The sequence below is a fragment of the Enterobacter cloacae complex sp. 418I7 genome, from assembly GCF_050030705.1.
GTDB lineage: Bacteria > Pseudomonadota > Gammaproteobacteria > Enterobacterales > Enterobacteriaceae > Enterobacter > Enterobacter intestinihominis.
In genome coordinates, this window is sequence record NZ_JBLGUU010000001.1 from 870,980 (window position 1) to 896,398 (window position 25,419).

At 52.7% G+C, this 25,419-nt stretch carries 24 protein-coding genes, 3 tRNA genes and 3 rRNA genes; 18 read left to right on the forward strand and 12 right to left on the reverse strand.

Annotated features, from left to right (window positions below; translation table 11 throughout):
- Positions 1–51 precede the first annotated feature (51 nt).
- Both ACQG0S_RS04105 and tilS read left to right on the forward strand, forming a co-directional pair.
- Positions 52–441, forward strand: a complete 390-nt coding sequence (locus ACQG0S_RS04105) for a VOC family protein (RefSeq protein WP_022647115.1) — start codon at positions 52–54, stop codon at positions 439–441.
- Between the two features lie 58 nt (positions 442–499).
- Positions 500–1,786 (forward strand): tRNA lysidine(34) synthetase TilS, encoded by a 1,287-nt coding sequence (gene tilS / locus ACQG0S_RS04110; RefSeq protein WP_048965725.1) that lies wholly within the window; start codon positions 500–502, stop codon positions 1,784–1,786.
- A gap of 26 nt (positions 1,787–1,812) precedes the next feature.
- On the opposite strand, the gene rof is transcribed toward tilS, so the two are convergent.
- Positions 1,813–2,073 carry a Rho-binding antiterminator gene (gene rof / locus ACQG0S_RS04115; protein WP_023305471.1) on the reverse strand — a complete coding sequence of 87 codons (261 nt, stop codon included), beginning with the start codon at positions 2,071–2,073 and terminating at the stop codon, positions 1,813–1,815.
- Positions 2,060–2,260, reverse strand: a complete 201-nt coding sequence (locus ACQG0S_RS04120; protein WP_003856146.1) for a YaeP family protein — start codon at positions 2,258–2,260, stop codon at positions 2,060–2,062. Before ACQG0S_RS04120 ends, rof begins: the two co-directional genes overlap by 14 nt.
- A gap of 195 nt (positions 2,261–2,455) precedes the next feature.
- On the opposite strand from ACQG0S_RS04120, the gene ACQG0S_RS04125 reads away from it, so the two are divergent.
- The 3 genes from ACQG0S_RS04125 to nlpE are packed head-to-tail and all read left to right on the forward strand — an operon-like array spanning position 2,456 to position 4,152.
- Positions 2,456–3,001: a YaeQ family protein gene (locus ACQG0S_RS04125; protein WP_048965726.1), complete on the forward strand. Its 546-nt coding sequence runs from the start codon at positions 2,456–2,458 to the stop codon at positions 2,999–3,001.
- The gene (gene arfB, locus ACQG0S_RS04130) at positions 2,998–3,414 is read left to right on the forward strand and encodes an alternative ribosome rescue aminoacyl-tRNA hydrolase ArfB (RefSeq protein ID WP_022647119.1); all 417 of its coding nucleotides are present in this window, start codon (positions 2,998–3,000) and stop codon (positions 3,412–3,414) included. The genes ACQG0S_RS04125 and arfB overlap by 4 nt, the downstream gene beginning before the upstream one ends.
- 39 nt (positions 3,415–3,453) lie before the next feature.
- Positions 3,454–4,152 carry an envelope stress response activation lipoprotein NlpE gene (nlpE, locus tag ACQG0S_RS04135; RefSeq protein ID WP_048965727.1) on the forward strand — a complete coding sequence of 233 codons (699 nt, stop codon included), beginning with the start codon at positions 3,454–3,456 and terminating at the stop codon, positions 4,150–4,152.
- A 46-nt stretch (positions 4,153–4,198) separates the two neighbouring features.
- Here the strand turns inward: nlpE and proS are convergent, their stop codons facing one another.
- From proS to metN, 6 genes are all read right to left on the reverse strand, one after another.
- Positions 4,199–5,917, reverse strand: coding sequence for a proline--tRNA ligase (gene proS / locus ACQG0S_RS04140; protein ID WP_023299374.1), 1,719 nt, complete (start codon positions 5,915–5,917; stop codon positions 4,199–4,201).
- A gap of 112 nt (positions 5,918–6,029) precedes the next feature.
- Entirely contained in the window at positions 6,030–6,737 is a 708-nt protein-coding gene (gene tsaA, locus ACQG0S_RS04145) for a tRNA (N6-threonylcarbamoyladenosine(37)-N6)-methyltransferase TrmO (protein WP_023299375.1), read from the reverse strand.
- Positions 6,734–7,138, reverse strand: coding sequence for an Rcs stress response system protein RcsF (gene rcsF, locus ACQG0S_RS04150; RefSeq protein WP_003856133.1), 405 nt, complete (start codon positions 7,136–7,138; stop codon positions 6,734–6,736). Before rcsF ends, tsaA begins: the two co-directional genes overlap by 4 nt.
- 106 nt (positions 7,139–7,244) lie before the next feature.
- Positions 7,245–8,060, reverse strand: a complete 816-nt coding sequence (metQ, locus tag ACQG0S_RS04155) for a methionine ABC transporter substrate-binding lipoprotein MetQ (protein WP_006810023.1) — start codon at positions 8,058–8,060, stop codon at positions 7,245–7,247.
- Between the two features lie 40 nt (positions 8,061–8,100).
- On the reverse strand, positions 8,101–8,754 hold the full coding sequence (locus ACQG0S_RS04160) for a methionine ABC transporter permease MetI (RefSeq protein ID WP_003856130.1): 654 nt from the start codon (positions 8,752–8,754) through the stop codon (positions 8,101–8,103).
- Positions 8,747–9,778: a methionine ABC transporter ATP-binding protein MetN gene (metN, locus tag ACQG0S_RS04165; RefSeq protein ID WP_006810022.1), complete on the reverse strand. Its 1,032-nt coding sequence runs from the start codon at positions 9,776–9,778 to the stop codon at positions 8,747–8,749. The genes ACQG0S_RS04160 and metN overlap by 8 nt, the downstream gene beginning before the upstream one ends.
- 188 nt (positions 9,779–9,966) lie before the next feature.
- Here metN and gmhB point away from each other — a divergent pair, with 188 nt between their 5' ends.
- From gmhB to dkgB, 8 genes are all read left to right on the forward strand, one after another.
- A complete protein-coding gene (gene gmhB, locus ACQG0S_RS04170; RefSeq protein ID WP_048965728.1) occupies positions 9,967–10,533 on the forward strand; it encodes a D-glycero-beta-D-manno-heptose 1,7-bisphosphate 7-phosphatase in 567 nt (188 codons plus the stop codon).
- A gap of 371 nt (positions 10,534–10,904) precedes the next feature.
- Positions 10,905–12,446 (forward strand): 16S ribosomal RNA (locus ACQG0S_RS04175).
- Positions 12,447–12,516: 70 nt separating this feature from the next.
- Positions 12,517–12,593 (forward strand) — tRNA-Ile (locus ACQG0S_RS04180).
- A gap of 42 nt (positions 12,594–12,635) precedes the next feature.
- Positions 12,636–12,711 (forward strand) — tRNA-Ala (locus ACQG0S_RS04185).
- Positions 12,712–12,881: 170 nt separating this feature from the next.
- Positions 12,882–15,787: ribosomal RNA gene (locus ACQG0S_RS04190) — 23S ribosomal RNA — on the forward strand.
- A gap of 72 nt (positions 15,788–15,859) precedes the next feature.
- Positions 15,860–15,975 (forward strand): 5S ribosomal RNA (rrf, locus tag ACQG0S_RS04195).
- Together the 16S, 23S and 5S rRNA genes with 3 tRNA genes alongside form the textbook arrangement of a ribosomal RNA operon.
- Before the next feature lie 55 nt (positions 15,976–16,030).
- Positions 16,031–16,107, forward strand: a tRNA-Asp gene (locus ACQG0S_RS04200).
- Between the two features lie 160 nt (positions 16,108–16,267).
- Entirely contained in the window at positions 16,268–17,071 is an 804-nt protein-coding gene (gene dkgB, locus ACQG0S_RS04205; RefSeq protein WP_048966286.1) for a 2,5-didehydrogluconate reductase DkgB, read from the forward strand.
- Positions 17,072–17,101: 30 nt separating this feature from the next.
- Here dkgB and yafC read toward each other — a convergent pair whose 3' ends face one another.
- Entirely contained in the window at positions 17,102–18,007 is a 906-nt protein-coding gene (gene yafC, locus ACQG0S_RS04210; RefSeq protein WP_022647124.1) for a DNA-binding transcriptional regulator YafC, read from the reverse strand.
- Between the two features lie 104 nt (positions 18,008–18,111).
- On the opposite strand from yafC, the gene ACQG0S_RS04215 reads away from it, so the two are divergent.
- The 3 genes from ACQG0S_RS04215 to ACQG0S_RS04225 all read left to right on the forward strand — a co-directional run bounded on the left by ACQG0S_RS04215 (position 18,112) and on the right by ACQG0S_RS04225 (position 21,076).
- Positions 18,112–19,287 (forward strand): MFS transporter, encoded by a 1,176-nt coding sequence (locus ACQG0S_RS04215; RefSeq protein WP_048966287.1) that lies wholly within the window; start codon positions 18,112–18,114, stop codon positions 19,285–19,287.
- A gap of 137 nt (positions 19,288–19,424) precedes the next feature.
- On the forward strand, positions 19,425–20,225 hold the full coding sequence (locus ACQG0S_RS04220; RefSeq protein ID WP_032621812.1) for an endonuclease/exonuclease/phosphatase family protein: 801 nt from the start codon (positions 19,425–19,427) through the stop codon (positions 20,223–20,225).
- A 77-nt stretch (positions 20,226–20,302) separates the two neighbouring features.
- Positions 20,303–21,076, forward strand: a complete 774-nt coding sequence (locus ACQG0S_RS04225) for a class I SAM-dependent methyltransferase (RefSeq protein ID WP_048966288.1) — start codon at positions 20,303–20,305, stop codon at positions 21,074–21,076.
- Positions 21,077–21,128: 52 nt separating this feature from the next.
- Here ACQG0S_RS04225 and mltD read toward each other — a convergent pair whose 3' ends face one another.
- A complete protein-coding gene (gene mltD / locus ACQG0S_RS04230) occupies positions 21,129–22,493 on the reverse strand; it encodes a murein transglycosylase D (protein WP_022647128.1) in 1,365 nt (454 codons plus the stop codon).
- Between the two features lie 68 nt (positions 22,494–22,561).
- A complete protein-coding gene (gloB, locus tag ACQG0S_RS04235; protein WP_048966289.1) occupies positions 22,562–23,320 on the reverse strand; it encodes a hydroxyacylglutathione hydrolase in 759 nt (252 codons plus the stop codon).
- A gap of 32 nt (positions 23,321–23,352) precedes the next feature.
- On the opposite strand from gloB, the gene ACQG0S_RS04240 reads away from it, so the two are divergent.
- Complete coding sequence (locus ACQG0S_RS04240; RefSeq protein ID WP_023305478.1) at positions 23,353–24,069, forward strand: class I SAM-dependent methyltransferase; 717 nt, start codon at positions 23,353–23,355, stop codon at positions 24,067–24,069.
- Here the strand turns inward: ACQG0S_RS04240 and rnhA are convergent, their stop codons facing one another.
- Positions 24,070–24,648, reverse strand: coding sequence for a ribonuclease HI (rnhA, locus tag ACQG0S_RS04245; RefSeq protein WP_160840538.1), 579 nt, complete (start codon positions 24,646–24,648; stop codon positions 24,070–24,072).
- Here rnhA and dnaQ point away from each other — a divergent pair.
- Positions 24,602–25,333, forward strand: a complete 732-nt coding sequence (dnaQ, locus tag ACQG0S_RS04250; protein ID WP_072201000.1) for a DNA polymerase III subunit epsilon — start codon at positions 24,602–24,604, stop codon at positions 25,331–25,333. The two genes, rnhA and dnaQ, sit on opposite strands and share 47 nt — an antisense overlap.
- The last annotated feature ends 86 nt before the right edge of the window (positions 25,334–25,419 follow it).

Below are 25,419 nucleotides of genomic sequence, written 5' to 3' on the forward strand. Positions count from 1 at the left end.
AGGGGCGGGTTATCGGTTGTAACGTTCAGGGCATCATAAAAAGGAGAAACTATGCTGGGTTTAAAAGCTGTTCATCATATTGCGATCATTGCCACCGATTACGCGAAAAGTAAGGCCTTTTACTGCGACATTCTCGGCTTTACGCTGTTGAGCGAGGCCTACCGCGAGGAGCGCGATTCCTGGAAAGGCGATCTGGCGTTAAACGGTCAATATGTGATTGAACTGTTCTCTTTTCCTTTCCCGCCAGCGCGTCCTTCGCGCCCGGAAGCCTGCGGCCTGCGCCACCTGGCCTTCAGCGTCGATAACCTGGACAGCGCGGTAAAGCATCTGGAAGCCCACGGCGTGGCCTGTGAAGCAATTCGCATCGATCCCTTCACCGATAAACGTTTCACTTTTTTCAACGATCCGGACGGGCTTCCGCTGGAGCTTTATCAGCAGTAATCGCCGTCATGTGTGATAATGCCCGTTCAGTTCGGGCATTTTTTATGTGTAATTTCCTATGACCTTACCCGCTATCGCGCACGCCGTTTCACCCTACCGCCAGCTGCTGGTGGGGTTCAGCGGTGGCCTGGATTCCACCGTTTTGCTGCACCGTCTTAAGCTCTGGCGCGACCGTGAGCCTGACGTCCAGCTGCGGGCGATGCATATCCATCACGGCTTAAGCCCCCATGCCGACGACTGGGTGGCGCACTGCGAAGCGGTGTGCTCAGGGTGGGGGATCCCGCTAATCGTTGAACGCGTCACGCTTGAGGATGAAGGGCTGGGTATTGAGGCGCAGGCGCGCAAAGCCCGCTACGCCGCGTTTTCCGGCGCGTTACAGCCTGAAGAAGCGTTGGTCACCGCGCAGCATCTGGACGACCAGTGCGAGACGTTTTTACTGGCGCTCAAGCGGGGCAGCGGGCCTGCGGGTTTATCCGCCATGCCTGAGCGTGCTGGTTTTGCTGAAACAGAGCTCATCCGCCCGCTACTGGGTGAGACGCGCGCATCACTGCAAGCCTGGGCGCAGCAACATCATCTGCGCTGGATTGAAGACGAAAGCAATCAGGACGACAGTTACGACCGTAACTTCCTGCGCCTGCGCGTCTTACCGCTGCTGAGTGAGCGCTGGGCCCATTTTTCCGAAGCGGTGGCCAGAAGTGCCATGCTTTGTGCTGAACAGGAAAGCTTGCTGGATGAGTTGCTGAGCGGGGAGCTGAATACGCTGACTACCGCTGACGGTGCCCTTAACATTGCGCCGTTGAAAGTGATGAGCCCCGTGCGTCGGGCTGCTCTGATTCGTCGCTGGCTGGCTTCCCACCGTGCGGTTATGCCGTCCCGGGCGATGCTCAACCGTATCTGGGAAGAAGTTGCACAGGCGCGGGAAGATGCCGCACCGTGTATACGCCTGAATGGTTATGACGTCAGGCGCTATAAAGAGCAACTCTGGTGGGTGAAATCTGTGCCGTCGCTGGCTGACGTTGTGCTCGACTGGCCGTCGCCGGAAAAAGCACTAACGCTACCGTTGAATGCCGGTGTCGTTGCGTTAAGCCATTCGGGCAATGTGCGTCTACCTGAGCCGGACGAGAACGTCACCATACGCTTCAGGGCCAGCGGCATGCTGCATATCGTTGGGCGTAACGGCGGGCGTAAACTGAAGAAAATCTGGCAGGAACAGAACGTTCCGCCCTGGCGACGTGATACCACGCCGCTTCTGTTTTACGGCGACACGCTCATCGCGGCGGCAGGTGTGTTTATTACCCAGGAAGGGTGGGCTGAAGCGGGTGTCAATTTTGAATGGAAAGCGTAACGGGCAGCCGGGCTGCCCGTTGGTTATCAGGATTCGCTCACCACGACGGTGCCGATTTCCGGATGGCTGAAACTGGCAATTTTGTCGAGGCGTAGCTCACGCGTTGCACCTGCATCTTCCACAACCAGGTATTCCACATTTTTACGGGAAACCAGATCGCTGGCCTTTGCCTTTAGCACTTCGCCATCTTTTAGCTCCAGCGTCAGTATTAAATGATGCTGGCAGGCGAGTTCGAGGTTGTCATAGTCATCACAATTGATGGGTTGATAGATATCATTCATCGACATAATCGCTCACCAGTAAATTCGCCGCAGCATACGCTGCTTTTTCCCTGACCGATTCAGAAAGGCTCTCATCAGAGGCCACTTCATTCAGCACGTTCAATACACAGCCCAACGCATCCGGGATGTACCCCAGATCTCCGCTGGCAATTTCCGCATACCGTCTGCGAATCAACTCACAATAATTATTCACATCACCTCCTGCCAGCGTACTGACTTACTGTGAGATATCATTAAGCCTACGAAGTTAAACTCGGTTTAGCAAGGTGACTATACCATACTCATTTAAGCAATATCAGCGCCTTGATAACGGGGTGCCACCACCTCGTAACAGCCTTTTGCTGCGGTTTTCGCTACAATGTACGCCTGATTCGAAAGGAGTTCTCTCATGGCGCTGAAAGCGACAATTTATAAAGCTGTGGTTAATGTGGCGGATCTTGACCGTAACCAGTTTCTGGATGCGTCATTGACGCTGGCGCGTCACCCTTCTGAAACCCAGGAGCGCATGATGCTGCGCCTGCTGGCGTGGATTAAGTATGCCGACGAGCGTCTGCAATTTACCCGTGGTTTAAGCGCGGAAGATGAACCGGAAGCCTGGCTGCGCAACGATCATCTGGGTATCGATTTATGGATTGAGCTTGGCCTGCCGGATGAACGCCGGATCAAAAAGGCGTGCACCCAGTCAGCTGAAGTGGCGTTGTTTGCCTATAACCATCGCGCGGCGGAGATCTGGTGGCAGCAAAACAAAAATAAATGTGCGCAGTTCAAAAATCTTACCGTCTGGTATCTGGATGATGAACAACTGGCACAGCTGAGCGCGTTCGCCAGCCGGACAATGGCGCTTCAGGCAACGATTCAGGACGGCGCCATCTGGCTTTCCGATTCTCAGAATAATCTGGAAATTCATCTCACGGCCTGGCAGCCCGTATCATGATTGAGTTGTCCCGAAACGTCAGCATCCCTGATCACGAGCTGGAGATCACCGCCATCCGTGCTCAGGGCGCAGGGGGGCAGCACGTTAACAAGGCCTCAACGGCTATCCATTTGCGCTTTGACATCCGGGCCTCCAGCCTGCCAGAGTATTATAAAGAAAGCCTGCTCGCCGCCAGCCATCATCTGATCACCAGTGAAGGTGTGATTGTGATTAAAGCGCAGGAATATCGCAGCCAGGAAATGAACCGGGAAGCGGCACTTTCCAGACTGGCGGCGGTCATAAAAGAGCTGACGGCTGTACAAAAAAGTCGCCGGGCAACACGTCCAACGCGGGCATCGAAAGAACGTCGGTTGTCATCGAAGGCGCAGAAATCCACCGTAAAGTCACTGCGTGGCAAAGTCCGTCACCCGTAATGTGACGAAAGGGACACACTTTTTCATAAGGAATGTATTGTGAAAAAAGCATTATTATCAGCGCTGGCCGTGACAAGCCTGTTCGCGCTTTTTGGCTGTAACAACCGTTCAGAAACACAGGTACTACAGCCAACGCAAAACGAAGAATTGAAGCCGATGCAGCAGAGCTGGCGCGGCGTATTGCCATGTGCAGATTGTGAAGGCATCGAAACCTCTCTGTTCCTGCAAAAAGATGGCACCTGGGTGATGACCCAGCGCTATCAGGGGGCGAAAGAGCCGTCTTCTTTTGCAACATACGGAACATGGGCGCGTACGGCTGAAAAGCTGGTATTGACTGATACCACGGGCGATAAAACGTATTTCCGCGCCAAAGGCGAGGGGATGGAGATGCTCGATCGCGAAGGCAATCCGATTGAATCCCAGTTCAACTACACGCTGGCCCCGGTAAAAGCGACCCTGCCTGCAACCCCAATGGCGATGCGAGGGATGTATTTCTACATGGCGGATGCGGCAATCTTCACTGACTGTGCAACCGGGAAGAAAGTCAGCGTGGCGAACAATGCCCAGCTGGAGCGTGACTATGCCGTCGCGCGCGGTAACGACAGCAAACCAGTGTTGCTGACGGTTGAAGGGCATTTTACGCTGGAGCCAAACCCCGATAGCGGTGAGCTGGTGAAAACGCTGGTGGCAGATAAAGACGCGAAGTTTGCTGCGGGTAAAGACTGCGAAAGCAAATAAGTTATAGCCATTAAAAAACCCCGCACTGGCGGGGTTTTTTTGTTTCTTAGCCTTTGATGGCTTTCACCAGGTAATCAAGAATGTCGCCCGTCTTGATCATCTGTTTTTCGCCGTTGCGACGGTACTTGTATTCAATCTCATCGCTGTCGAGGTTACGGTCGCCGATGACGATGGTGTGTGGAATACCGATCAGTTCCATATCAGCAAACATCACGCCAGGACGCTCTTTACGGTCATCCATCAGCACGTCGATACCTTTCGCGCTCAGCTCAGCGTAGAGTTTCTCTGCCAGCTCCTGCACGCGGTAAGACTTGTGCATGTTCATTGGCAGGATCGCCACCTGGAACGGCGCGATGTTATCCGGCCAGACGATTCCGCGTTCGTCATAGTTCTGCTCGATAGCGGCCGCAACAACGCGCGTTACCCCAATGCCGTAGCAGCCCATGGTCAGAACCTGGTTACGACCATCTTCGCCCTGAACGGCAGCGTTCATTGCGCGCGAGTACTTATCGCCCAGCTGGAAGATGTGGCCTACTTCGATACCGCGTTTGATCATCAGGGTACCCTTGCCGTCCGGGCTTGGATCGCCTGCGACCACGTTACGGATGTCAGCCACTTCCGGCGTCGCCACGTCACGATCCCAGTTGATGCCGAAGTAGTGTTTACCGTCGATGTTTGCGCCCGCAGCGAAGTCGCTCATTGCCGCAACGGTGCGGTCAATCACTACAGGAACAGGCATATTCACCGGGCCCAGAGAACCTGGACCTGCGTTCACCACGGCGCGGATTTCGGCTTCCGTCGCGAAGGTCAGCGGGCTGGCAACCTGCGGCAGCTTCTCGGCTTTCACTTCGTTCAGCTCGTGATCGCCACGGACCAGCAGGGCTACCAGTGGGTAGGCGCTGCCTTCAGCCGATTTCACCAGCAGGGTTTTCACGGTTTTTTCGATCGGCAGATTAAACTGTTCAACCAGCTCGGCGATGGTTTTCGCGTTTGGCGTATCAACCAGCGTCATCTCTTGCGTTGCCGCGCCGCGTGGTTCTTTTGGTGCCAGCGCTTCTGCGAACTCAATGTTGGCGGCGTAATCAGAGGAGTCAGAGAAAATTACATCGTCTTCGCCGCTCTGCGCCAGAACCTGGAATTCATGAGAGGCGCTACCGCCGATTGAACCGGTATCAGCCTGTACAGCACGGAAATCCAGCCCCATGCGGGAGAAGATTTTGCTGTAGGCCACGTACATTTTGTCGTAGGTCTCTTGCAGTGATTCCTGAGAAGTATGGAAAGAGTAGGCATCTTTCATCAGGAATTCGCGAGAGCGCATCACGCCAAAGCGTGGGCGCACTTCGTCACGGAACTTGGTCTGGATCTGGAAGAAGTTCAGCGGCAGCTGTTTGTAAGAGCTCAGCTCGTTACGGATCAGATCGGTGATCACTTCTTCATGCGTTGGGCCGAGGACGAATGGACGATCGCCACGATCGGCAATACGCAGCAGTTCAGGACCGTACTGCTCCCAGCGACCGCTCTCCTGCCACAGTTCAGAGGGCTGAACGACCGGCATTAACACCTCGATAGCACCGGCGTTGTTCATCTCTTCACGCACGATGTTTTCGACTTTTTTCAGGACGCGCACGCCGGTCGGCAGCCAGGTGTATAACCCGGAGGCCAGCTTGCGGATCATCCCGGCGCGCAGCATCAGCTGGTGGCTGATCACCTCGGCGTCGGCAGGTGTCTCCTTCAGAGTGGAGAGCAGATATTGGCTAGTACGCATGTTGTTACGGTTCCATTTCGACGATTGGAACAGGCTGAAACACCAGCCTGACACAAAAAAAGTGGTTTAGTTTACCAGTGTGGCAAAGATGCCAAAAGAGAGGAGAACAAAATTACCTGGGTTCCAGGGCAAACACTTCAAAACCTGCATCAGTTACGCGCCAGCGCACGTTAAAGTCCAGCAGCCAGACGGCGTACGTTTTTCCGGCGTCTTCCTCTTTGCGGTAGGCGGGACGAGGGTCCTGCGCCAGGACTTCGACGATAAAGTCACGCAGACGAGGATAGCGCTTTTCCAGCTGGCTGATTTGCGTCGTTATTTCAGATGTGAAGTAAACCGGCATCTCTGCCTGTGGGGCGTCCTGAGCATAGCTTGCACGGGCATCCGGCAGCGCTTCGGCGAAGGGCAGGTAAGGTTTAATATCGATGACCGGCGTGCCATCAACCAGGTCAAGGCTACCTAACTCCAGGATCACCCGATCTTTCTGACAGCGTATCCCTTTCAGTTCGACCAGCGACATCCCGACTGGATTCGGTCGGAACGTTGAGCGGGTGGCAAAAACTCCCATTCTGGCATTTCCGCCCAGACGAGGAGGACGCACGGTAGGACGCCAGCCGCCTTCCATGGTCTGGTGAAACACAAACACCACCCATAAATGGCTGAATGCCTCAAGCCCGCGCACTGCATCGGCCTGATTATACGGCGCGACAAGATGCAGCTCGCCGCCGCCGTTAAGGACCAGTCCCGGCTGACGCGGCACGGCGAACTTTTCTTTATAAGGGGAGCGGATAACGCCTATCGGCTCGAACTGAAATGAACTCATTTCGCCGTGATGTTAAGCGCAGAACCGATACATACCGCCTGACGGTAGCAGCCCGGCGTACCACTGGTGACCTCGCAACTGTGCAGCAGCACCGCGTTGGCTTTCATTTTCGACGCGTTGATTTGCATACGCTTGCGGGCTGTTGGGATATTTGGAGGGGAGTCCTGATTCGTTGCCTGGCAGGATTCGCCGCTCACTTCGCCCAGTTCACGGAATGGCTTACCGACCAGCTCGTCGGCTTTAGTAATAATACGTACCGGCGCAGCGCGAGGCGCTTTCGGTTTTGCTGGCTCCGCTTTTGGCGGGGTTGCAGTGCTTTGAACGGGTTCAACAGGAGATCTGCTTAGCATAGAACAGCCGCTCAGCATCAGTGCTAAAAGACAGATCGGTAAAGCACGCATAATAGTTCCTCAGTGGATAATCAAAACGTCAGATATTGAAGCAGTTGACCGCACAAATGACAAGACGGGCAAATGCCCGTCTTGATGATATTACACTGAGGTGAGATTACCAGCCTTTAACCGCGCCGCCGTTAAACACCTTATTGGCTTCCTGGTAAACTTCTTCAGACTGATATGCCTGCAGGAATTTCTTCACGTTTTCCGCGTCCTTGTTGTCTTCGCGAGTCACGATCAGGTTGACGTACGGGGAATCTTTGTCTTCAACAAAGATGCCATCTTTCGCAGGGGTCAAACCGATCTGGCTGGCGTAAGTGGTGTTGATAACGGCCAGCGCGATCTGTGCATCGTCCAGAGAACGTGGCAGCTGAGGGGCTTCCAGCTCAACAATTTTCAGATTTTTCGGGTTTTCGGTCACGTCCAGAACGGTCGGCAACAGGCCAACGCCTTCTTTCAGTTTAATCAGGCCCACTTTCTGGAGCAGAAGCAGCGAACGGCCAAGGTTGGTTGGGTCGTTAGGGACGGCAACCTGTGAACCCGGCTGGAGTTCATCCAGAGATTTAATTTTCTTGGAATAACCGGCAATCGGGTAAACGAAGGTGTTACCGACAGCAACCAGCTTGTAGCCGCGATCTTTGATCTGTTGATCCAGGTACGGTTTATGCTGGAAGGCGTTAGCGTCAATGTCGCCTTTGCTCAGCGCTTCGTTCGGCAGAACGTAATCGTTGAAGGTCACCAGCTCAACGTCCAGGCCATATTTTTCTTTCGCGATTTTCTGCGCGGCCTCAGCAACCTGCTGCTCTGCACCGACGATAACGCCTACTTTGATGTGGTTCGGATCTTTTTCGTCCTGACCGCAACCCACCAGTGCCAGCGAACCAATCAGTGCGCCTACTGCTGCAAAGGTCTTAAATTTAAACGCCATGTTATATCCTTAACTCGTCGAGTTTGTGTTGTTTGTAACGTTATTTATGCGTAACAGCCCGGACGATACGATCGCCAGAGAATTGAATTAAGTAAACCAGCACAACCAGCAATACCAGAACGGTATTCATTACGGTAGCGTTATAGCCAATATAGCCGTACTGATATCCAATCTGGCCTAAACCGCCAGCACCTACGGCGCCGCCCATTGCGGAATAACCGACCAGGGTGATAAGCGTGATGGTTGCTGCGTTCACCAGCCCAGGCAGTGCCTCTGGCAGCAGAACTTTGCGAACGATCTGCATTGGCGTCGCACCCATAGCGCGGGAAGCTTCGATCAGGCCGGTTGGGATTTCCAGCAGGGCGTTTTCCACCATACGGGCGATAAACGGTGCCGCGCCTACGGTCAGCGGGACAATAGCTGCCTGCAAACCAATCGACGTCCCGACGATCACGCGCGTAAACGGAATCATCCACACCAGCAGAATAATGAACGGAATAGACCGGAAAATGTTCACCAGCGCAGAGAGCGTGCGATACAGCTTCGCGTTTTCAATAATTTGACCCGGGCGCGTAACGTACAGCAGCACGCCGACCGGCAGCCCAATCACAAAACCAAAGAAGCCCGATACGAAGGTCATTGCCAGCGTTTCCCAAACGCCGCGAACCAGTAGCCACATCATCGGCTCAGACATAACCCAGTACCTCTACTTTTACGTGATGTTCTTGCAGCCAGGCAATTGCCGCCTGGGTTTCTTCCTGTGTGCCGTGCATTTCCGTCAGCATAATGCCGAACTTCACGCCACCGGCGTAGTCCATCTGCGCGCTAATAATGTTGTTATTCACGTTAAAGCGACGCGCGGTTTCGGACAGCAGCGGTGCGTCAACGGACTGGCCCGTGAACTCCATGCGCAGCATCGGGACGCTGTCAGGCGTTGCGTCTGTTTTTAAACGTTCCAGATAATCTTCCGGAATATCCAGATGCAGTGTGGACTGAATGAACTGCTGAGCCAGAGGCGTTTTCGGGTGCGAGAAGACTTCGCTGACCGTGTCCTGCTCAATCAGCTCACCGTTGCTGATGACGGCGACGCAGTCACAGATACGCTTCACCACGTCCATTTCGTGCGTAATAAGGAGGATAGTCAGGCCCAGACGACGGTTAATGTCTTTCAGCAGTTCCAGGATAGAACGCGTGGTGGCCGGATCTAACGCGCTGGTGGCTTCATCACACAGCAGCACTTTTGGGTTGCTTGCCAGCGCGCGAGCGATTGCTACACGCTGCTTTTGCCCGCCTGAGAGGTTGGCCGGGTAGCTGTCATGCTTATCACCCAGCCCAACCAGATCCAGCAGTTCGGTGACGCGTCGGGTAACCTCTTCTTTTGGTGTGTTATCCAGCTCCAGCGGCAACGCCACGTTTCCAAAAACCGTGCGTGAGGCCAGCAGGTTAAAGTGCTGGAAAATCATGCCAATCTGGCGACGCGCTTTGGTGAGTTCTTTTTCTGAGAGAGCGGTAAGCTCCTGGCCGCCAACTTCTACGCTGCCCTGGGTCGGGCGCTCAAGCAGGTTAACACACCGGATCAGCGTACTTTTACCCGCACCCGATGCGCCAATGACGCCATAAATCTGACCAGCAGGCACATGCAGGCTGACGTTGTTCAGCGCCTGAATGGTTCGGTTCCCCTGCTGGAACACTTTGGTGATATTGGAAAGTTTAATCATTAGATTATTTTTATCGTATGTAAGTTAGCCGTGGCATTTTCTTCTGCCAGATACGGGGAATGACCGTAAACAAAATGGATGTTAAGGCATCCAGACGTCTAAATCAATCCACCTCTGTGCGATGAGCACTTTATTGCGCTGCGATTCATGAGATACTAGCTGAACAAGCCTTTTTCAGGAGCAAACCGGTGGCAAAATCTGTACCCGCAATTTTTCTCGATCGTGACGGCACAATTAATGTGGATCACGGTTACGTCCATGAGATTGATGAGTTCGAATTTATCGAGGGCGTAATAGATGCCATGCGCCAGCTGAAAGAGATGGGCTATGCGCTGGTGGTGGTAACTAATCAGTCCGGTATCGCCCGGGGTAAATTCTCCGAAGCGCAGTTCGAGACGCTGACGGAATGGATGGACTGGTCTCTGGCCGATCGTGGCGTCGATCTTGATGGCATCTATTATTGTCCGCATCATCCACAGGGAACAGTTGAAGCGTATCGTCAGACATGTGATTGCCGTAAGCCACACCCGGGCATGTTTATCTCTGCACAGGAATTCCTGCACATTGATATGGCCGCGTCTTTTATGGTGGGCGATAAACTGGAGGATATGCAGGCAGCGGCGGCGGCAGGTGTGGGAACCAAAGTATTAGTGCGGACCGGTAAACCAGTCACCCCAGAAGCAGAAAATGCAGCTGACTGGGTGATAACTAGTCTGGCAGATCTGCCAAAAGAGATTAAAAAGCACCAAAAATAGACGTTTTGGTGAAAAGGTGAGCGGTTGAAATAAAAATGCATTTTTCCGCTTGTCATTCCTCGGCGGCTCCCTATAATGCGCCTCCATCGACACGGCGGATGTGAATCACTTCACAGACTACCCGGTCGGTTGAAGAGAAAAAATCCTGAAATAACGGGTTGACTCTGAAAGAGGAAAGCGTAATATACGCCACCTCGCGACAGAGCGCTGAAGCGCGTCGCAACTGCTCTTTAACAATTTATCAGACAATCTGTGTGGGCACTCAAAGTGACATGGATTCTTAATGTCCTCGGACACTAAATGAATACCAAGTCTCAACGAGTGAACACGTAATTCATTACGAAGTTTAATTCATTGAGCATCAAACTTTTAAATTGAAGAGTTTGATCATGGCTCAGATTGAACGCTGGCGGCAGGCCTAACACATGCAAGTCGAACGGTAACAGGAAGCAGCTTGCTGCTTTGCTGACGAGTGGCGGACGGGTGAGTAATGTCTGGGAAACTGCCTGATGGAGGGGGATAACTACTGGAAACGGTAGCTAATACCGCATAACGTCGCAAGACCAAAGAGGGGGACCTTCGGGCCTCTTGCCATCGGATGTGCCCAGATGGGATTAGCTAGTAGGTGGGGTAACGGCTCACCTAGGCGACGATCCCTAGCTGGTCTGAGAGGATGACCAGCCACACTGGAACTGAGACACGGTCCAGACTCCTACGGGAGGCAGCAGTGGGGAATATTGCACAATGGGCGCAAGCCTGATGCAGCCATGCCGCGTGTATGAAGAAGGCCTTCGGGTTGTAAAGTACTTTCAGCGGGGAGGAAGGCGACAGGGTTAATAACCCTGTCGATTGACGTTACCCGCAGAAGAAGCACCGGCTAACTCCGTGCCAGCAGCCGCGGTAATACGGAGGGTGCAAGCGTTAATCGGAATTACTGGGCGTAAAGCGCACGCAGGCGGTCTGTCAAGTCGGATGTGAAATCCCCGGGCTCAACCTGGGAACTGCATTCGAAACTGGCAGGCTAGAGTCTTGTAGAGGGGGGTAGAATTCCAGGTGTAGCGGTGAAATGCGTAGAGATCTGGAGGAATACCGGTGGCGAAGGCGGCCCCCTGGACAAAGACTGACGCTCAGGTGCGAAAGCGTGGGGAGCAAACAGGATTAGATACCCTGGTAGTCCACGCCGTAAACGATGTCGACTTGGAGGTTGTGCCCTTGAGGCGTGGCTTCCGGAGCTAACGCGTTAAGTCGACCGCCTGGGGAGTACGGCCGCAAGGTTAAAACTCAAATGAATTGACGGGGGCCCGCACAAGCGGTGGAGCATGTGGTTTAATTCGATGCAACGCGAAGAACCTTACCTACTCTTGACATCCAGAGAACTTTCCAGAGATGGATTGGTGCCTTCGGGAACTCTGAGACAGGTGCTGCATGGCTGTCGTCAGCTCGTGTTGTGAAATGTTGGGTTAAGTCCCGCAACGAGCGCAACCCTTATCCTTTGTTGCCAGCGGTTAGGCCGGGAACTCAAAGGAGACTGCCAGTGATAAACTGGAGGAAGGTGGGGATGACGTCAAGTCATCATGGCCCTTACGAGTAGGGCTACACACGTGCTACAATGGCGCATACAAAGAGAAGCGACCTCGCGAGAGCAAGCGGACCTCATAAAGTGCGTCGTAGTCCGGATTGGAGTCTGCAACTCGACTCCATGAAGTCGGAATCGCTAGTAATCGTGGATCAGAATGCCACGGTGAATACGTTCCCGGGCCTTGTACACACCGCCCGTCACACCATGGGAGTGGGTTGCAAAAGAAGTAGGTAGCTTAACCTTCGGGAGGGCGCTTACCACTTTGTGATTCATGACTGGGGTGAAGTCGTAACAAGGTAACCGTAGGGGAACCTGCGGTTGGATCACCTCCTTACCTTAAAGAACCTGCCTTTGCAGTGCTCACACAGATTGTCTGATGAAAAACAGCAGTAAAAAATCTCTGCAGGCTTGTAGCTCAGGTGGTTAGAGCGCACCCCTGATAAGGGTGAGGTCGGTGGTTCAAGTCCACTCAGGCCTACCAAACTCCTTTTAAAGGATGAGCGGTACAGAGATTACAAACGATGGGGCTATAGCTCAGCTGGGAGAGCGCCTGCCTTGCACGCAGGAGGTCTGCGGTTCGATCCCGCATAGCTCCACCATCCTTTACTGCGAACACAAGAAAACTTCAGAGTGAACCTGAAAAGGTGCACTGCGAAGTTTTGCTCTTTAAAAATCTGGATCAAGCTGAAAATTGAAACGACACACAGCTCATGTGTGTTCGAGTCTCTCAAATTTTCGCAATCAGAAGTGAAACATCTTCGGGTTGTGAGGTTAAGCGACTAAGCGTACACGGTGGATGCCCTGGCAGTCAGAGGCGATGAAGGACGTGCTAATCTGCGAAAAGCGCCGGCGAGGTGATATGAACCTTTGACCCGGCGATGTCCGAATGGGGAAACCCAGTGCAATCCGTTGCACTATCGTTAACTGAATACATAGGTTAACGAGGCGAACCGGGGGAACTGAAACATCTAAGTACCCCGAGGAAAAGAAATCAACCGAGATTCCCCCAGTAGCGGCGAGCGAACGGGGAGCAGCCCGGAGTCTGAATCAGCTTGTGTGTTAGTGGAACGGTCTGGAAAGTCCGACGGTACAGGGTGATAGTCCCGTACACGAAAGCACACATGCTGTGAACTCGAAGAGTAGGGCGGGACACGTGGTATCCTGTCTGAATATGGGGGGACCATCCTCCAAGGCTAAATACTCCTGACTGACCGATAGTGAACCAGTACCGTGAGGGAAAGGCGAAAAGAACCCCGGCGAGGGGAGTGAAAAAGAACCTGAAACCGTGTACGTACAAGCAGTGGGAGCCTCTTTATGGGGTGACTGCGTACCTTTTGTATAATGGGTCAGCGACTTATATTCTGTAGCAAGGTTAACCGTATAGGGGAGCCGAAGGGAAACCGAGTCTTAACTGGGCGTTAAGTTGCAGGGTATAGACCCGAAACCCGGTGATCTAGCCATGGGCAGGTTGAAGGTTGGGTAACACTAACTGGAGGACCGAACCGACTAATGTTGAAAAATTAGCGGATGACCTGTGGCTGGGGGTGAAAGGCCAATCAAACCGGGAGATAGCTGGTTCTCCCCGAAAGCTATTTAGGTAGCGCCTCGTGAACTCATCTTCGGGGGTAGAGCACTGTTTCGGCTAGGGGGCCATCCCGGCTTACCAACCCGATGCAAACTACGAATACCGAAGAATGTTATCACGGGAGACACACGGCGGGTGCTAACGTCCGTCGTGAAGAGGGAAACAACCCAGACCGCCAGCTAAGGTCCCAAAGTCATGGTTAAGTGGGAAACGATGTGGGAAGGCACAGACAGCCAGGATGTTGGCTTAGAAGCAGCCATCATTTAAAGAAAGCGTAATAGCTCACTGGTCGAGTCGGCCTGCGCGGAAGATGTAACGGGGCTAAACCATGCACCGAAGCTGCGGCAGCGACGCTTATGCGTTGTTGGGTAGGGGAGCGTTCTGTAAGCCGTTGAAGGTGTCCTGTGAGGGGTGCTGGAGGTATCAGAAGTGCGAATGCTGACATAAGTAACGATAAAGCGGGTGAAAAGCCCGCTCGCCGGAAGACCAAGGGTTCCTGTCCAACGTTAATCGGGGCAGGGTGAGTCGACCCCTAAGGCGAGGCCGAAAGGCGTAGTCGATGGGAAACAGGTTAATATTCCTGTACTTGGTGTTACTGCGAAGGGGGGACGGAGAAGGCTATGTCAGCCGGGCGACGGTTGTCCCGGTTTAAGCATGTAGGCGGAGGTTCCAGGTAAATCCGGTACCTTATTAACGCTGAGGTGTGATGACGAGGCACTACGGTGCTGAAGTGATAAATGCCCTGCTTCCAGGAAAAGCCTCTAAGCATCAGGTAACACGAAATCGTACCCCAAACCGACACAGGTGGTCAGGTAGAGAATACCAAGGCGCTTGAGAGAACTCGGGTGAAGGAACTAGGCAAAATGGTGCCGTAACTTCGGGAGAAGGCACGCTGATAGGTAGGTGAAGTCCCTGCGGACGGAGCTGAAATCAGTCGAAGATACCAGCTGGCTGCAACTGTTTATTAAAAACACAGCACTGTGCAAACACGAAAGTGGACGTATACGGTGTGACGCCTGCCCGGTGCCGGAAGGTTAATTGATGGGGTTAGCGGCAACGCGAAGCTCTTGATCGAAGCCCCGGTAAACGGCGGCCGTAACTATAACGGTCCTAAGGTAGCGAAATTCCTTGTCGGGTAAGTTCCGACCTGCACGAATGGCGTAATGATGGCCAGGCTGTCTCCACCCGAGACTCAGTGAAATTGAACTCGCTGTGAAGATGCAGTGTACCCGCGGCAAGACGGAAAGACCCCGTGAACCTTTACTATAGCTTGACACTGAACACTGGTCCTTGATGTGTAGGATAGGTGGGAGGCTTTGAAGCGTGGACGCCAGTCTGCGTGGAGCCAACCTTGAAATACCACCCTTTAATGGCTGGTGTTCTAACGTAGACCCGTAATCCGGGTTGCGGACAGTGTCTGGTGGGTAGTTTGACTGGGGCGGTCTCCTCCCAAAGAGTAACGGAGGAGCACGAAGGTTGGCTAATCCTGGTCGGACATCAGGAGGTTAGTGCAATGGCATAAGCCAGCTTGACTGCGAGCGTGACGGCGCGAGCAGGTGCGAAAGCAGGTCATAGTGATCCGGTGGTTCTGAATGGAAGGGCCATCGCTCAACGGATAAAAGGTACTCCGGGGATAACAGGCTGATACCGCCCAAGAGTTCATATCGACGGCGGTGTTTGGCACCTCGATGTCGGCTCATCACATCCTGGGGCTGAAGTAGGTCCCAAGGGTATGGCTGTTCGCCATTTAAAGTGGTACGCGAGCTGGGTTTAGAACGTCGTGAGACAGTTCGGTCCCTATCTGCCGTGGGCGCTGGAGAATTGAGGGGGGCTGCTCCTAGTACGAGAGGACCGGAGTGGACGCATCACTGGTGTTCGGGTTGTCATGCCAATGGCACTGCCCGGTAGCTAAATGCGGAAGAGATAAGTGCTGAAAGCATCTAAGCACGAAACTTGCCCCGAGATGAGTTCTCCCTGAGACTTTAAGTCTCCTGAAGGAACGTTGAAGACTACGACGTTGATAGGTCGGGTGTGTAAGCGCAGCGATGCGTTGAGCTAACCGATACTAATGAACCGTGAGGCTTAACCTTACAACGCCGAAGCTGTTTTGGCGAACGAGAGACAGACACGATTTTCAGCCTGATACAGATTAACAGAATTTGCCTGGCGGCTTTAGCGCGGTGGTCCCACCTGACCCCATGCCGAACTCAGAAGTGAAACGCCGTAGCGCCGATGGTAGTGTGGGGTCTCCCCATGTGAGAGTAGGGAACTGCCAGGCATCAAATTAAGTAGTAAGCCGGTGCATTAATCCGGTGGTTACAGAAGTATTCGGTGGAGCGGTAGTTCAGTCGGTTAGAATACCTGCCTGTCACGCAGGGGGTCGCGGGTTCGAGTCCCGTCCGTTCCGCCACTTATTAAAAGCCCTGAGCTAACGCTCAGGGCTTTTTTCTTATCTGTCGTTTTACTATTGCGAAATTAGCAAAAATCCTCTGCATTTTACGATCTTTTTCGATATAACAACCACAGCGATAATCCTCCTCAGTTTACGAACATAACGATTGAGGAATGATATGACTATCCCTGCACTGGGTCTGGGCACTTTTCGCCTGAAGGACGACGTTGTTATCGCATCTGTTAAAACCGCACTCGAGTTGGGCTATCGCGCTATTGATACGGCGCAGATTTATGACAACGAAGCTGCCGTAGGTCAGGCTATCGAGGAGAGCGGCGTACCGCGCCATGAGCTTTTCATCACCACCAAAATCTGGATTGAGAACCTCAGCAAAGACAAACTGATCCTAAGCCTGAAGGAAAGTCTGAAAAAGCTGCGTACTGACTATGTTGATCTGACGCTGATCCACTGGCCATCACCTGGCGATGCCGTCTCTGTAGAGGAGTTCATGCAGGCGCTGCTGGAAGCAAAAGAGCAGGGCTTGACGCGTGAAATTGGTATCTCGAATTTCACTATCCCATTGATGGAAAAAGCCATTGCCGCAGTGGGTAAAGAGAATATTGCTACTAACCAGATTGAACTCTCTCCTTACCTGCAAAACCGCAAAGTTGTGGACTGGGCGAAACAGCATGGCATTCACATCACCTCGTACATGACGCTGGCATATGGTAAGGCCCTGAAAGATGAAGTGATTGCACGCATCGCTGAAAAACACAATGCAACAGCTGCACAGGTGATCCTGGCATGGGCGATAGGTGAAGGATATGCCGTGATCCCGTCTTCAACCAAACGTGAAAACCTGGCAAGTAACCTGTTAGCGTGGGATCTTCAGCTCGATGATGAAGACAAAAAAGCGATCGCTGCACTGGAATGCAACGATCGTCTGGTCAGCCCCGAAGGGTTAGCACCTAACTGGGATTAGTAAAAACCCTCCCTCTGTGCCTTTAAACCCTCATACAGCTCCTCCGGGAGCTGTTTTTATATGCTCACTAAGGAAGTCGATAAATGCGCGTATGCGCGTACTTACTGCTCTGTCACTGTAATACACCGCGCTAAAAGGCATCTCTACAGGTAAGCGTTTGTCAGCCATTAGCTCAACTAGCTGGCCCGCGGCAATTTCCTTATCAATCATATAGTCTGATAAACAGGCGATCCCGTTTCCTTCAAGACATAGCTGTTTCAGCGTTTCCCCGCTATTAGACGAAAGTCCGCAGGTGATCTCATGAAGTTGTCCGTCATGACAGGCCACGGGCCAGGTGTTCAGCGAGACAGGCTCCGTAAAGCCCAGACACAGGTGCTGCTTCAGCTCCTCAACGGTCTCAGGTTTGCCATGCTCTGCAATATATTGCGGTGACGCGATAATTTTGCGGTAGCTGGTGAACAGAGGGCGAGCGCGTAAACTTGAATCCGTCAGGGTTCCCGCGCGGATCGCCACGTCAACTTTACGCTCAATCAGGTTAATGAACGTCTCAGAGGAGACCAGAGACAGGGTCATCTCCGGGTAGCGTTCGCGGAAGGGTTTAATCAACGGCATCAGGAAATGCAGCACGACCGGCGTCGCCGCATCTATGCGCAGCAGCCCACGCGGCGTGCTGCGAGATTCCATGATTTCCGTTTCTGCTGCCGCCATCTCCTGCAAAACGGACTGCACGCGTCGAAAATAACGTTCACCTTCTTCCGTCAGGCTGAGCTGCCGCGTTGTTCTGTTGAGCAGACTCACCCCGAGCTTCATCTCCAGCTTTTTCACCGAGCGGCTGATGGCGGAGTTCGCCTGCCCGAGCTGTTCGGCAGCACGGCTGAAGCTGCCGCTTTCAACAACGGCAACGAAGACAGTCAGTTCTTCCGATGTGGCTTTCATTATTGCATCACCTGCAAAATTCTATTGAGATTCTAACCATTTTTGTTATTTAAACACTGGCGCATACTGCCTGTCATCTTAATCCTGAAGAGACGGAGTATTTTATGCCACTGGCGCTTCTTGCCCTGACGATCAGTGCCTTCGCAATTGGCACGACCGAATTTGTTATTGTAGGACTTGTTCCTACCATTGCTGAACAACTCGCTATCTCGCTGCCTTCTGCCGGGCTGCTGGTATCTATTTACGCGTTAGGCGTCGCTGTTGGGGCGCCTGTGCTGACCGCACTGACTGGACGCTTTCCACGTAAACAACTGTTAGTGGCCCTGATGGTGCTCTTCACCGCTGGCAATATTCTGGCGTGGCAGTCACCGGATTACTCCACGCTGGTCATTGCCCGCCTGCTGACAGGCCTCGCGCACGGTGTCTTCTTCTCCATCGGTTCCACGATTGCAACCAGCCTGGTGCCAAAAGAGAAAGCGGCGTCAGCCATTGCGATTATGTTTGGTGGCTTAACCGTCGCGCTGGTCACCGGCGTGCCGTTAGGAACGTTTATCGGACAACATTTTGGCTGGCGTGAAACCTTCCTCGCGGTATCGCTGTTGGGCGTGATTGCTCTGGTAGCCAGCCTGCTGCTGGTGCCCTCCAGTATTCCGGGACGCGCGAGCGCCAGCCTGAGCGATCAGGTTAAAGTTCTGACACACCCGCGCCTGCTGCTGATCTATGCCGTTACGGCCCTGGGTTATGGAGGTGTGTTCACTGCGTTCACCTTCCTTGCACCGATGATGCAGGAACTGGCTGGTTTTTCTCCGGGCGCGGTGAGCTGGATTTTACTGGGCTACGGTATCTCCGTCGCAATCGGCAATATCTGGGGCGGCAAGCTTGCGGATAAGCATGGTGCGGTACCGGCGCTGAAATTCATCTTCGCCGCCCTGGTTGCCCTGCTGATGATTTTCCAGTTCACCGCATCGATGCAATACGCCGCGCTGGTAACGGTGTTGGTTATGGGGATATTCGCTTTTGGTAATGTGCCGGGATTGCAGGTATATGTTGTGCAGAAAGCCGAACGTTATACGCCTAATGCGGTGGATGTCGCATCTGGGCTGAATATCGCCGCATTTAATATCGGTATCGCACTCGGTTCGGTTATCGGTGGGCTGGTGGTTGAACATGTTGGATTAACCCAAACGCCATGGATTGGTGCGGTAATTGTGCTTATCGCTTTCCTCCTTATTGGTCTCAGTGGACGGCTTGATAAACCCGCTCGCGTTGCACTTGGATAAGTATCAGTAAGTGCTTGCTTACAAAACTGGAAAGCGGTTTCTCAGTAATTGCGTTGAAAGTGTGACCTAAAATCCCTATAACATTAGAACCAGTCCGTTTTCCGGGCTGGTTCATGTTACAGAGGCCGTTTCCAAAAGTGCGAAAAAATACCTATGCCATGCGTTATGTTGCCGGAATGCCTGCGGAGAGGATCTTGCCTCCGGGGTCGTTTGCGAGCCTTAGCCAGGCATTACCAGCGGGCACTCCATTAAGCAGTGACGAAAAAATTCGCGTACTGGTGTGGAACATCTTTAAGCAACAGCGTGCGGAGTGGTTATCCGTACTTCAAAATTTTGGTAAAGATGCGCATCTGGTTCTGTTACAGGAGGCGCAAACCACGCCTGAACTGGTCAGGTTTGCAACGACGAACTATCTTGCAGCCGATCAGGTGCCTGCCTTTGTTCTGCCACAGCATCCTTCCGGGGTGATGACCCTTTCAGCCGCACATCCGGTCTATTGCTGCCCGCTGCGTGAACGTGAGCCGATCCTGCGTCTGGCAAAATCAGCGCTGGTCACGGTCTATCCGTTGCCCGACACCCGTCTGCTGATGGTGGTAAACATTCATGCGGTGAACTTCAGCCTGGGTGTTGATGTGTACAGTAAGCAGTTACTTCCCATCGGCGATCAGATTGCTCATCACAGTGGGCCGATCATTATGGCCGGGGACTTCAATGCCTGGAGCCGTCCGCGTATGAACGCGTTGTACCGCTTCGCGCGTGAAATGTCGCTGCGTGAAGTTCGTTTTAACGATGACCAGCGCAAGAAAGCGTTTGGTCGTCCTCTCGATTTTGTCTTCTATCGGGGTTTAAGCGTGCACGACGCCTCCGTTCTGGTGACGCGCGCCTCCGATCATAATCCTCTACTAGTCGAATTCAGTCCCGGCAAACCTGATAAATAATGGTGCGTCAGGTCTGCCGTGGGGCAGGCCTGTGCGGGTGCTGCCCTTTATTTTTTAACCCATAAAAGGACAGCAACATGACAACAACACACTCCCATCATGACAACGTCGAAAAACAGTTTGGTTCTCAGGCAAGTGCCTACCTGAGCAGTGCCGTACATGCCTCTGGCCGCGATCTGGTACGTCTCGGCGAACGGCTCGCCGCGTTTCCTGACGCGCACGTGCTGGACTTAGGCTGCGGAGCGGGGCACGCCAGTTTTACCGCCGCACAGCAGGTTGCTCAGGTGACGGCGTATGACTTATCGAGCCAGATGCTGGATGTGGTTGCTGAAGCGGCGAAAGCGAAAGGGCTGAATAACGTCACGACGCGCCAGGGCTACGCTGAATCTTTACCCTTTGAGGTTGCATCCTTTGAGGTTGTGATTAGCCGTTACTCTGCACACCACTGGCATGATGTGGGGCAGGCATTACGGGAAGTGAAACGCGTGCTCAAACCGGGCGGAATATTCATCATCATGGACGTGATGTCTCCCGGGCATCCGGTACGGAATATCTGGCTCCAGACGGTTGAAGCGCTGCGTGATACCTCGCACGTGCAAAACTACTCCAGTGGAGAGTGGCTTACGTTTATCACCGAAGCTGGCTTGATTTCACGCTCATTGATAACCGACCGTTTGTCGCTGGAGTTCACGTCATGGATTGCACGGATGCGCACACCGGAGGCATTAACTCAGGCGATCCGATTGTATCAGGAGAGTGCCTCTGCTGACGTCAAGGCGTACTTTGAACTGCATGACGATGGTTCGTTTACCAGCGACACCATTATGGCTGAAGCGCAAAAAGCGGGATAAACAAAAAAGGCACCGAGGGGAATCGGTGCCTTTTTAATAAGCGATCGTACTATCAGGAATCTGGCGTAGCGCTGTTTTTCACAAACAACGTCAGCTGGTCGCCAGGTTGCAGGTTGTCAGTATCGTTGTTCCAGCGCATCACATCTTTGATGTTTACGCCGTGACGCTTAGCAATACTGGACAGCGAGTCGCCTTTACGTACGCGATAGGTAATGCTATCGCTGTTTTTAGCGAGACGCTGTGCGCTGCTACCTGCACCTACGGTCAGCGTTTGACCCACTTTCAGACCGGATCCGCGCAGATTATTCCACTGCTGGAGATCTTTCGTATTCACGCCAAGACGTGATGCAATACCTGAAAGCGTATCACCTGAACGCACCTTATAGCTGCGGCTGCTTACAGGCGACGTATCAGCAATCAGCGTAGACTGAACGGCTGCAATTTCACCCGAAGCTAAAGACTCACGTAACTGCTCCGCGTGTTTCTGCGGAACCATCACATAGCGCGGGCCGCTTGCACCCAGCGTGGAGCCTTTAACACCTGCATTAAAGGTTTTAAGCTTACTTACCGACATACCCGTCATATCGGCAACCTGTTGAATATCAACAGGGCTGCTGAGGCGGACACGCGCCAGTGCACGACTTTCGTCTGGTGTTGGCAGTTGTACACCGTAACGTTTGCTGTTCTTGAGAATGTCACTCAGTGCCAGCATTTTCGGTACGTAAATCTTTGTTTCCTGTGGCAGTGAGAGCGACCAGAAGTCTGTGGATTTTCCACGCGCTTTATTCGCTTTCATTGCCTTCAGTACACGACCTTCACCACTGTTATACGCCGCGACAGTCAATAACCAGTCGCCGTCAAACATCTTGTTCAGACGTTGCATCATGTCGAGAGCGGCTGTCGTTGAAGCGACAACATCACGACGCGCATCGTAGTTGCGGGTCTGCTTTAAACCATAATTTCGCCCTGTGCTCGGAATGATCTGCCAGATGCCTGCTGCATTGGCGCCAGACGTCGCGTGCGGGTCAAAAGCGCTCTCCACTATGGGTAGTAGTACCAGTTCCATAGGCATGTTACGTTTCTTAACTTGCCCTGCTATCCAGTACATATACGGCTCTGCCCGTAATGTTACATCGTGGAGATAGCTCTTATTTCTCAAATACTTCTGTTTCTGTTCGCGAATCCGGCTGTTTTCCGGAATTCCCATCTTTAGCTCGTCGCCAATAGAGGCCCACAAGTCTTGTTCCTGCGCGAAGGATGTCCCATCGTCCAACCATCGCGCCTGACTCGTAAACTTCCCTGCTTCCCCTTGACCAGCCGCAGAAAGGCTCTGTGCGTGCTGTTGTACGTTGCTGCCGTTTTGTGACTGGCAACCTACAAGCAGGACAGAGGCGAGTAATATCGCTTTTGCCTTCATGTGTGTGTCAATAGTTGCTTAAAAGACGAGCGATGATAACGGCGAAATTTTGAAAAGGCAACCCGCAATTATCTGAAGTTATCTTTCTTTGACCTTAACCATGCAAATCGCGCTTCAGGTTGTAACAAATTTGTTTCTTGATTAATTTTATTAATTAAATCAACGTCATTAGTTCTTAAAAATAAATTTATTTGTCGCTCATTTTTCAGAATTACGGGGAGTGTTTTTTGGTTTTTTGCACGTAACTCCTTCACTTTCTGGTAATAATCCTGAATCGCCCGATCCTCTGGTAGTACGCTTGCAGCAAACTTCATATTCCCTAATGTATACTCATGTGCGCAACAAATTACGGTGTCGGCTGGCAGCGCATTAATTTTTTGTAAAGATTGATACATCTGTTCTGGCGTGCCTTCAAACAGCCTTCCACAGCCGCCGGAAAACAGCGTGTCGCCACAAAAAAGATAAGGTTTGCTGTAGAAACAGAGATGACCGGAAGTGTGACCTGGCGTAGCAAATACGGAAAACTCGCACCCGAGTATGAAGATACTTTCGCCTTCTTCGACAACTTGCGTCGTACCCTTACCCTGTGTCTCTGCTGGTCCGTAGACGGGAATATGGGGATAGCGCGCAAGGAGATCGGGAACACCGCCGACATGATCGTGATGGTGATGGGTAAGGAGGATCGCTTCAGGCTGCCAGTCGTTTTCTTCTATCGCGTGCAGGATCGGTACGGATTCGCCGGGATCAACAATGATGCATCTGCGATCGTCATCGACTAAAACCCAGATGTAATTGTCCTGAAAGGCGGAAATACTGATAAGATTCATGCATTACCTCTTATAGCGTGGCGGGTGTTTTGATGAAACCGGCAAGGATACCTCAGACTGTCGCACCACCGGAACGTTGGGCAGAGTTGCCCTGGGGTGAATATTATCGCGAGGCCTTAGAACTTCAGCTTAAACCCTGGCTCGCGAAAATGTATGGTTTTCACCTGCTTAAGATTGGCAATCTGAGCGCAGAAATCAATACCGAAAGCTGCGCTATCTCGCATCAGGTTAGCGTATCGCTTAATGGCTCCCCGGTTCAGGTGAAGGCTGATCCGCTGCATTTGCCGTTTGCGGAAAAATCCATTGATGCCTGTCTGCTCGCTCACACGCTGCCCTGGTGCAGCGATCCCCATCGTCTGCTGCGGGAAGCCGACCGCGTTTTGATTGATGACGGCTGGCTGATCCTGAGCGGTTTTAATCCGCTGAGTCTGATCGGGCTACGTAAACTGACGCCCGTTCTGCGCCGCACGCCGCCATATAACAGCCGGATGTTTACCATGATGCGCCAGCTGGACTGGCTTTCACTGTTAAATTTCGAAGTGCTGAGCTACGGGGGTTTTCAGGTCATCCCCTGGACGCGTAAAGGCGGGGTCTTATTAAGCACCCATTTACCCGCGCTGGGCTGCATGCAATTTATTGTCGCGCGTAAGAGGACGATCCCACTTACGCTCAACCCAATGAAGCAAAGCAAATCAAAAACGCGGATCCGCCAGACCGTGGGTGCCACGCGGCAGTACAAAAAACCGTGATCAGGATTCAGGTTGATAACCTGCATCCTCATGGGTTGGGTTTGATGCCGCCGCGCGAGCCAGCTCGTCACAGCGTTCGTTTTCAGGGTGACCGGCGTGCCCCTTTACCCACTCCCATTTGATTTCGTGCTGACCGAGGGCGGCATCAAGACGCTTCCAGAGATCGACATTCTTGACGGGTTTTTTCTCTGCCGTTTTCCAGCCGCGCTTTTTCCAGTTGTGGATCCATTGGGTAATGCCCTGGCGAACATACTGGCTGTCGGTACTCAGCACCACGTCACAATGTTCTTTTAAGGCTTCCAGCGCCACGATGGCCGCCATCAACTCCATGCGGTTGTTGGTGGTCAGGAAATAGCCTTCACTAAATGTTTTTTCATGCTGGCGATAGCGCATAATGGCGCCATAGCCGCCGGGCCCTGGGTTACCGAGACAAGATCCATCGGTGAAAATTTCTACCTGTTTACGCATCTCTGGTAGACTTCCTGTATTTGAAACGTTCAGTAAAACGATAAGTCTGACATAAATGACCGCTATGAGCACTGCAATTACTCGCCAGATTGTTCTTGATACCGAAACCACCGGTATGAACCAGATTGGCGCCCACTACGAAGGGCACAAAATCATTGAGATTGGTGCCGTTGAAGTGGTGAACCGCCGTCTTACGGGCAACAACTTCCACGTTTACCTCAAACCCGATCGGCTGGTGGATCCGGAAGCGTTCGGCGTTCACGGGATTGCCGATGAGTTTTTGCTGGATAAGCCCACCTTCGCCGATGTCGCGGATGAATTTCTCGACTACATCAGAGGTGCGGAACTTGTCATTCATAACGCGTCGTTCGATATCGGCTTTATGGACTATGAGTTCAGCAAGCTCAACCGCGATATTCCAAAGACCAATACGTTCTGTAAAGTCACGGATAGCCTGGCGCTGGCAAGGAAGATGTTTCCCGGCAAGCGTAACAGCCTTGATGCCCTGTGCTCTCGCTATGAGATAGACAACACCAAGCGAACCCTGCACGGCGCATTGCTCGATGCCCAGATCCTGGCCGATGTTTACCTGACCATGACCGGCGGGCAAACGTCGATAAAATTCAGTATGGAAAATGAATCCCAGCAGACGCGGGATGAAGGCGGCATTCAGCGTGTCGTGCGCCAGGCTAATCGCCTGCGGGTTGTTTTAGCCAGTGATGAAGAGCTGATGAACCACGAATCTCGCCTCGATTTAGTTCAGAAGAAGGGCGGAAGCTGTCTGTGGCGTGGGTGAAAAAAGGCGGAAACGTTTGTTAAATCACCGTTTGGGTGATTTTTGCAGCAAACGATTCAAAACCTGAGAAAAAGCGTTGACGAGTT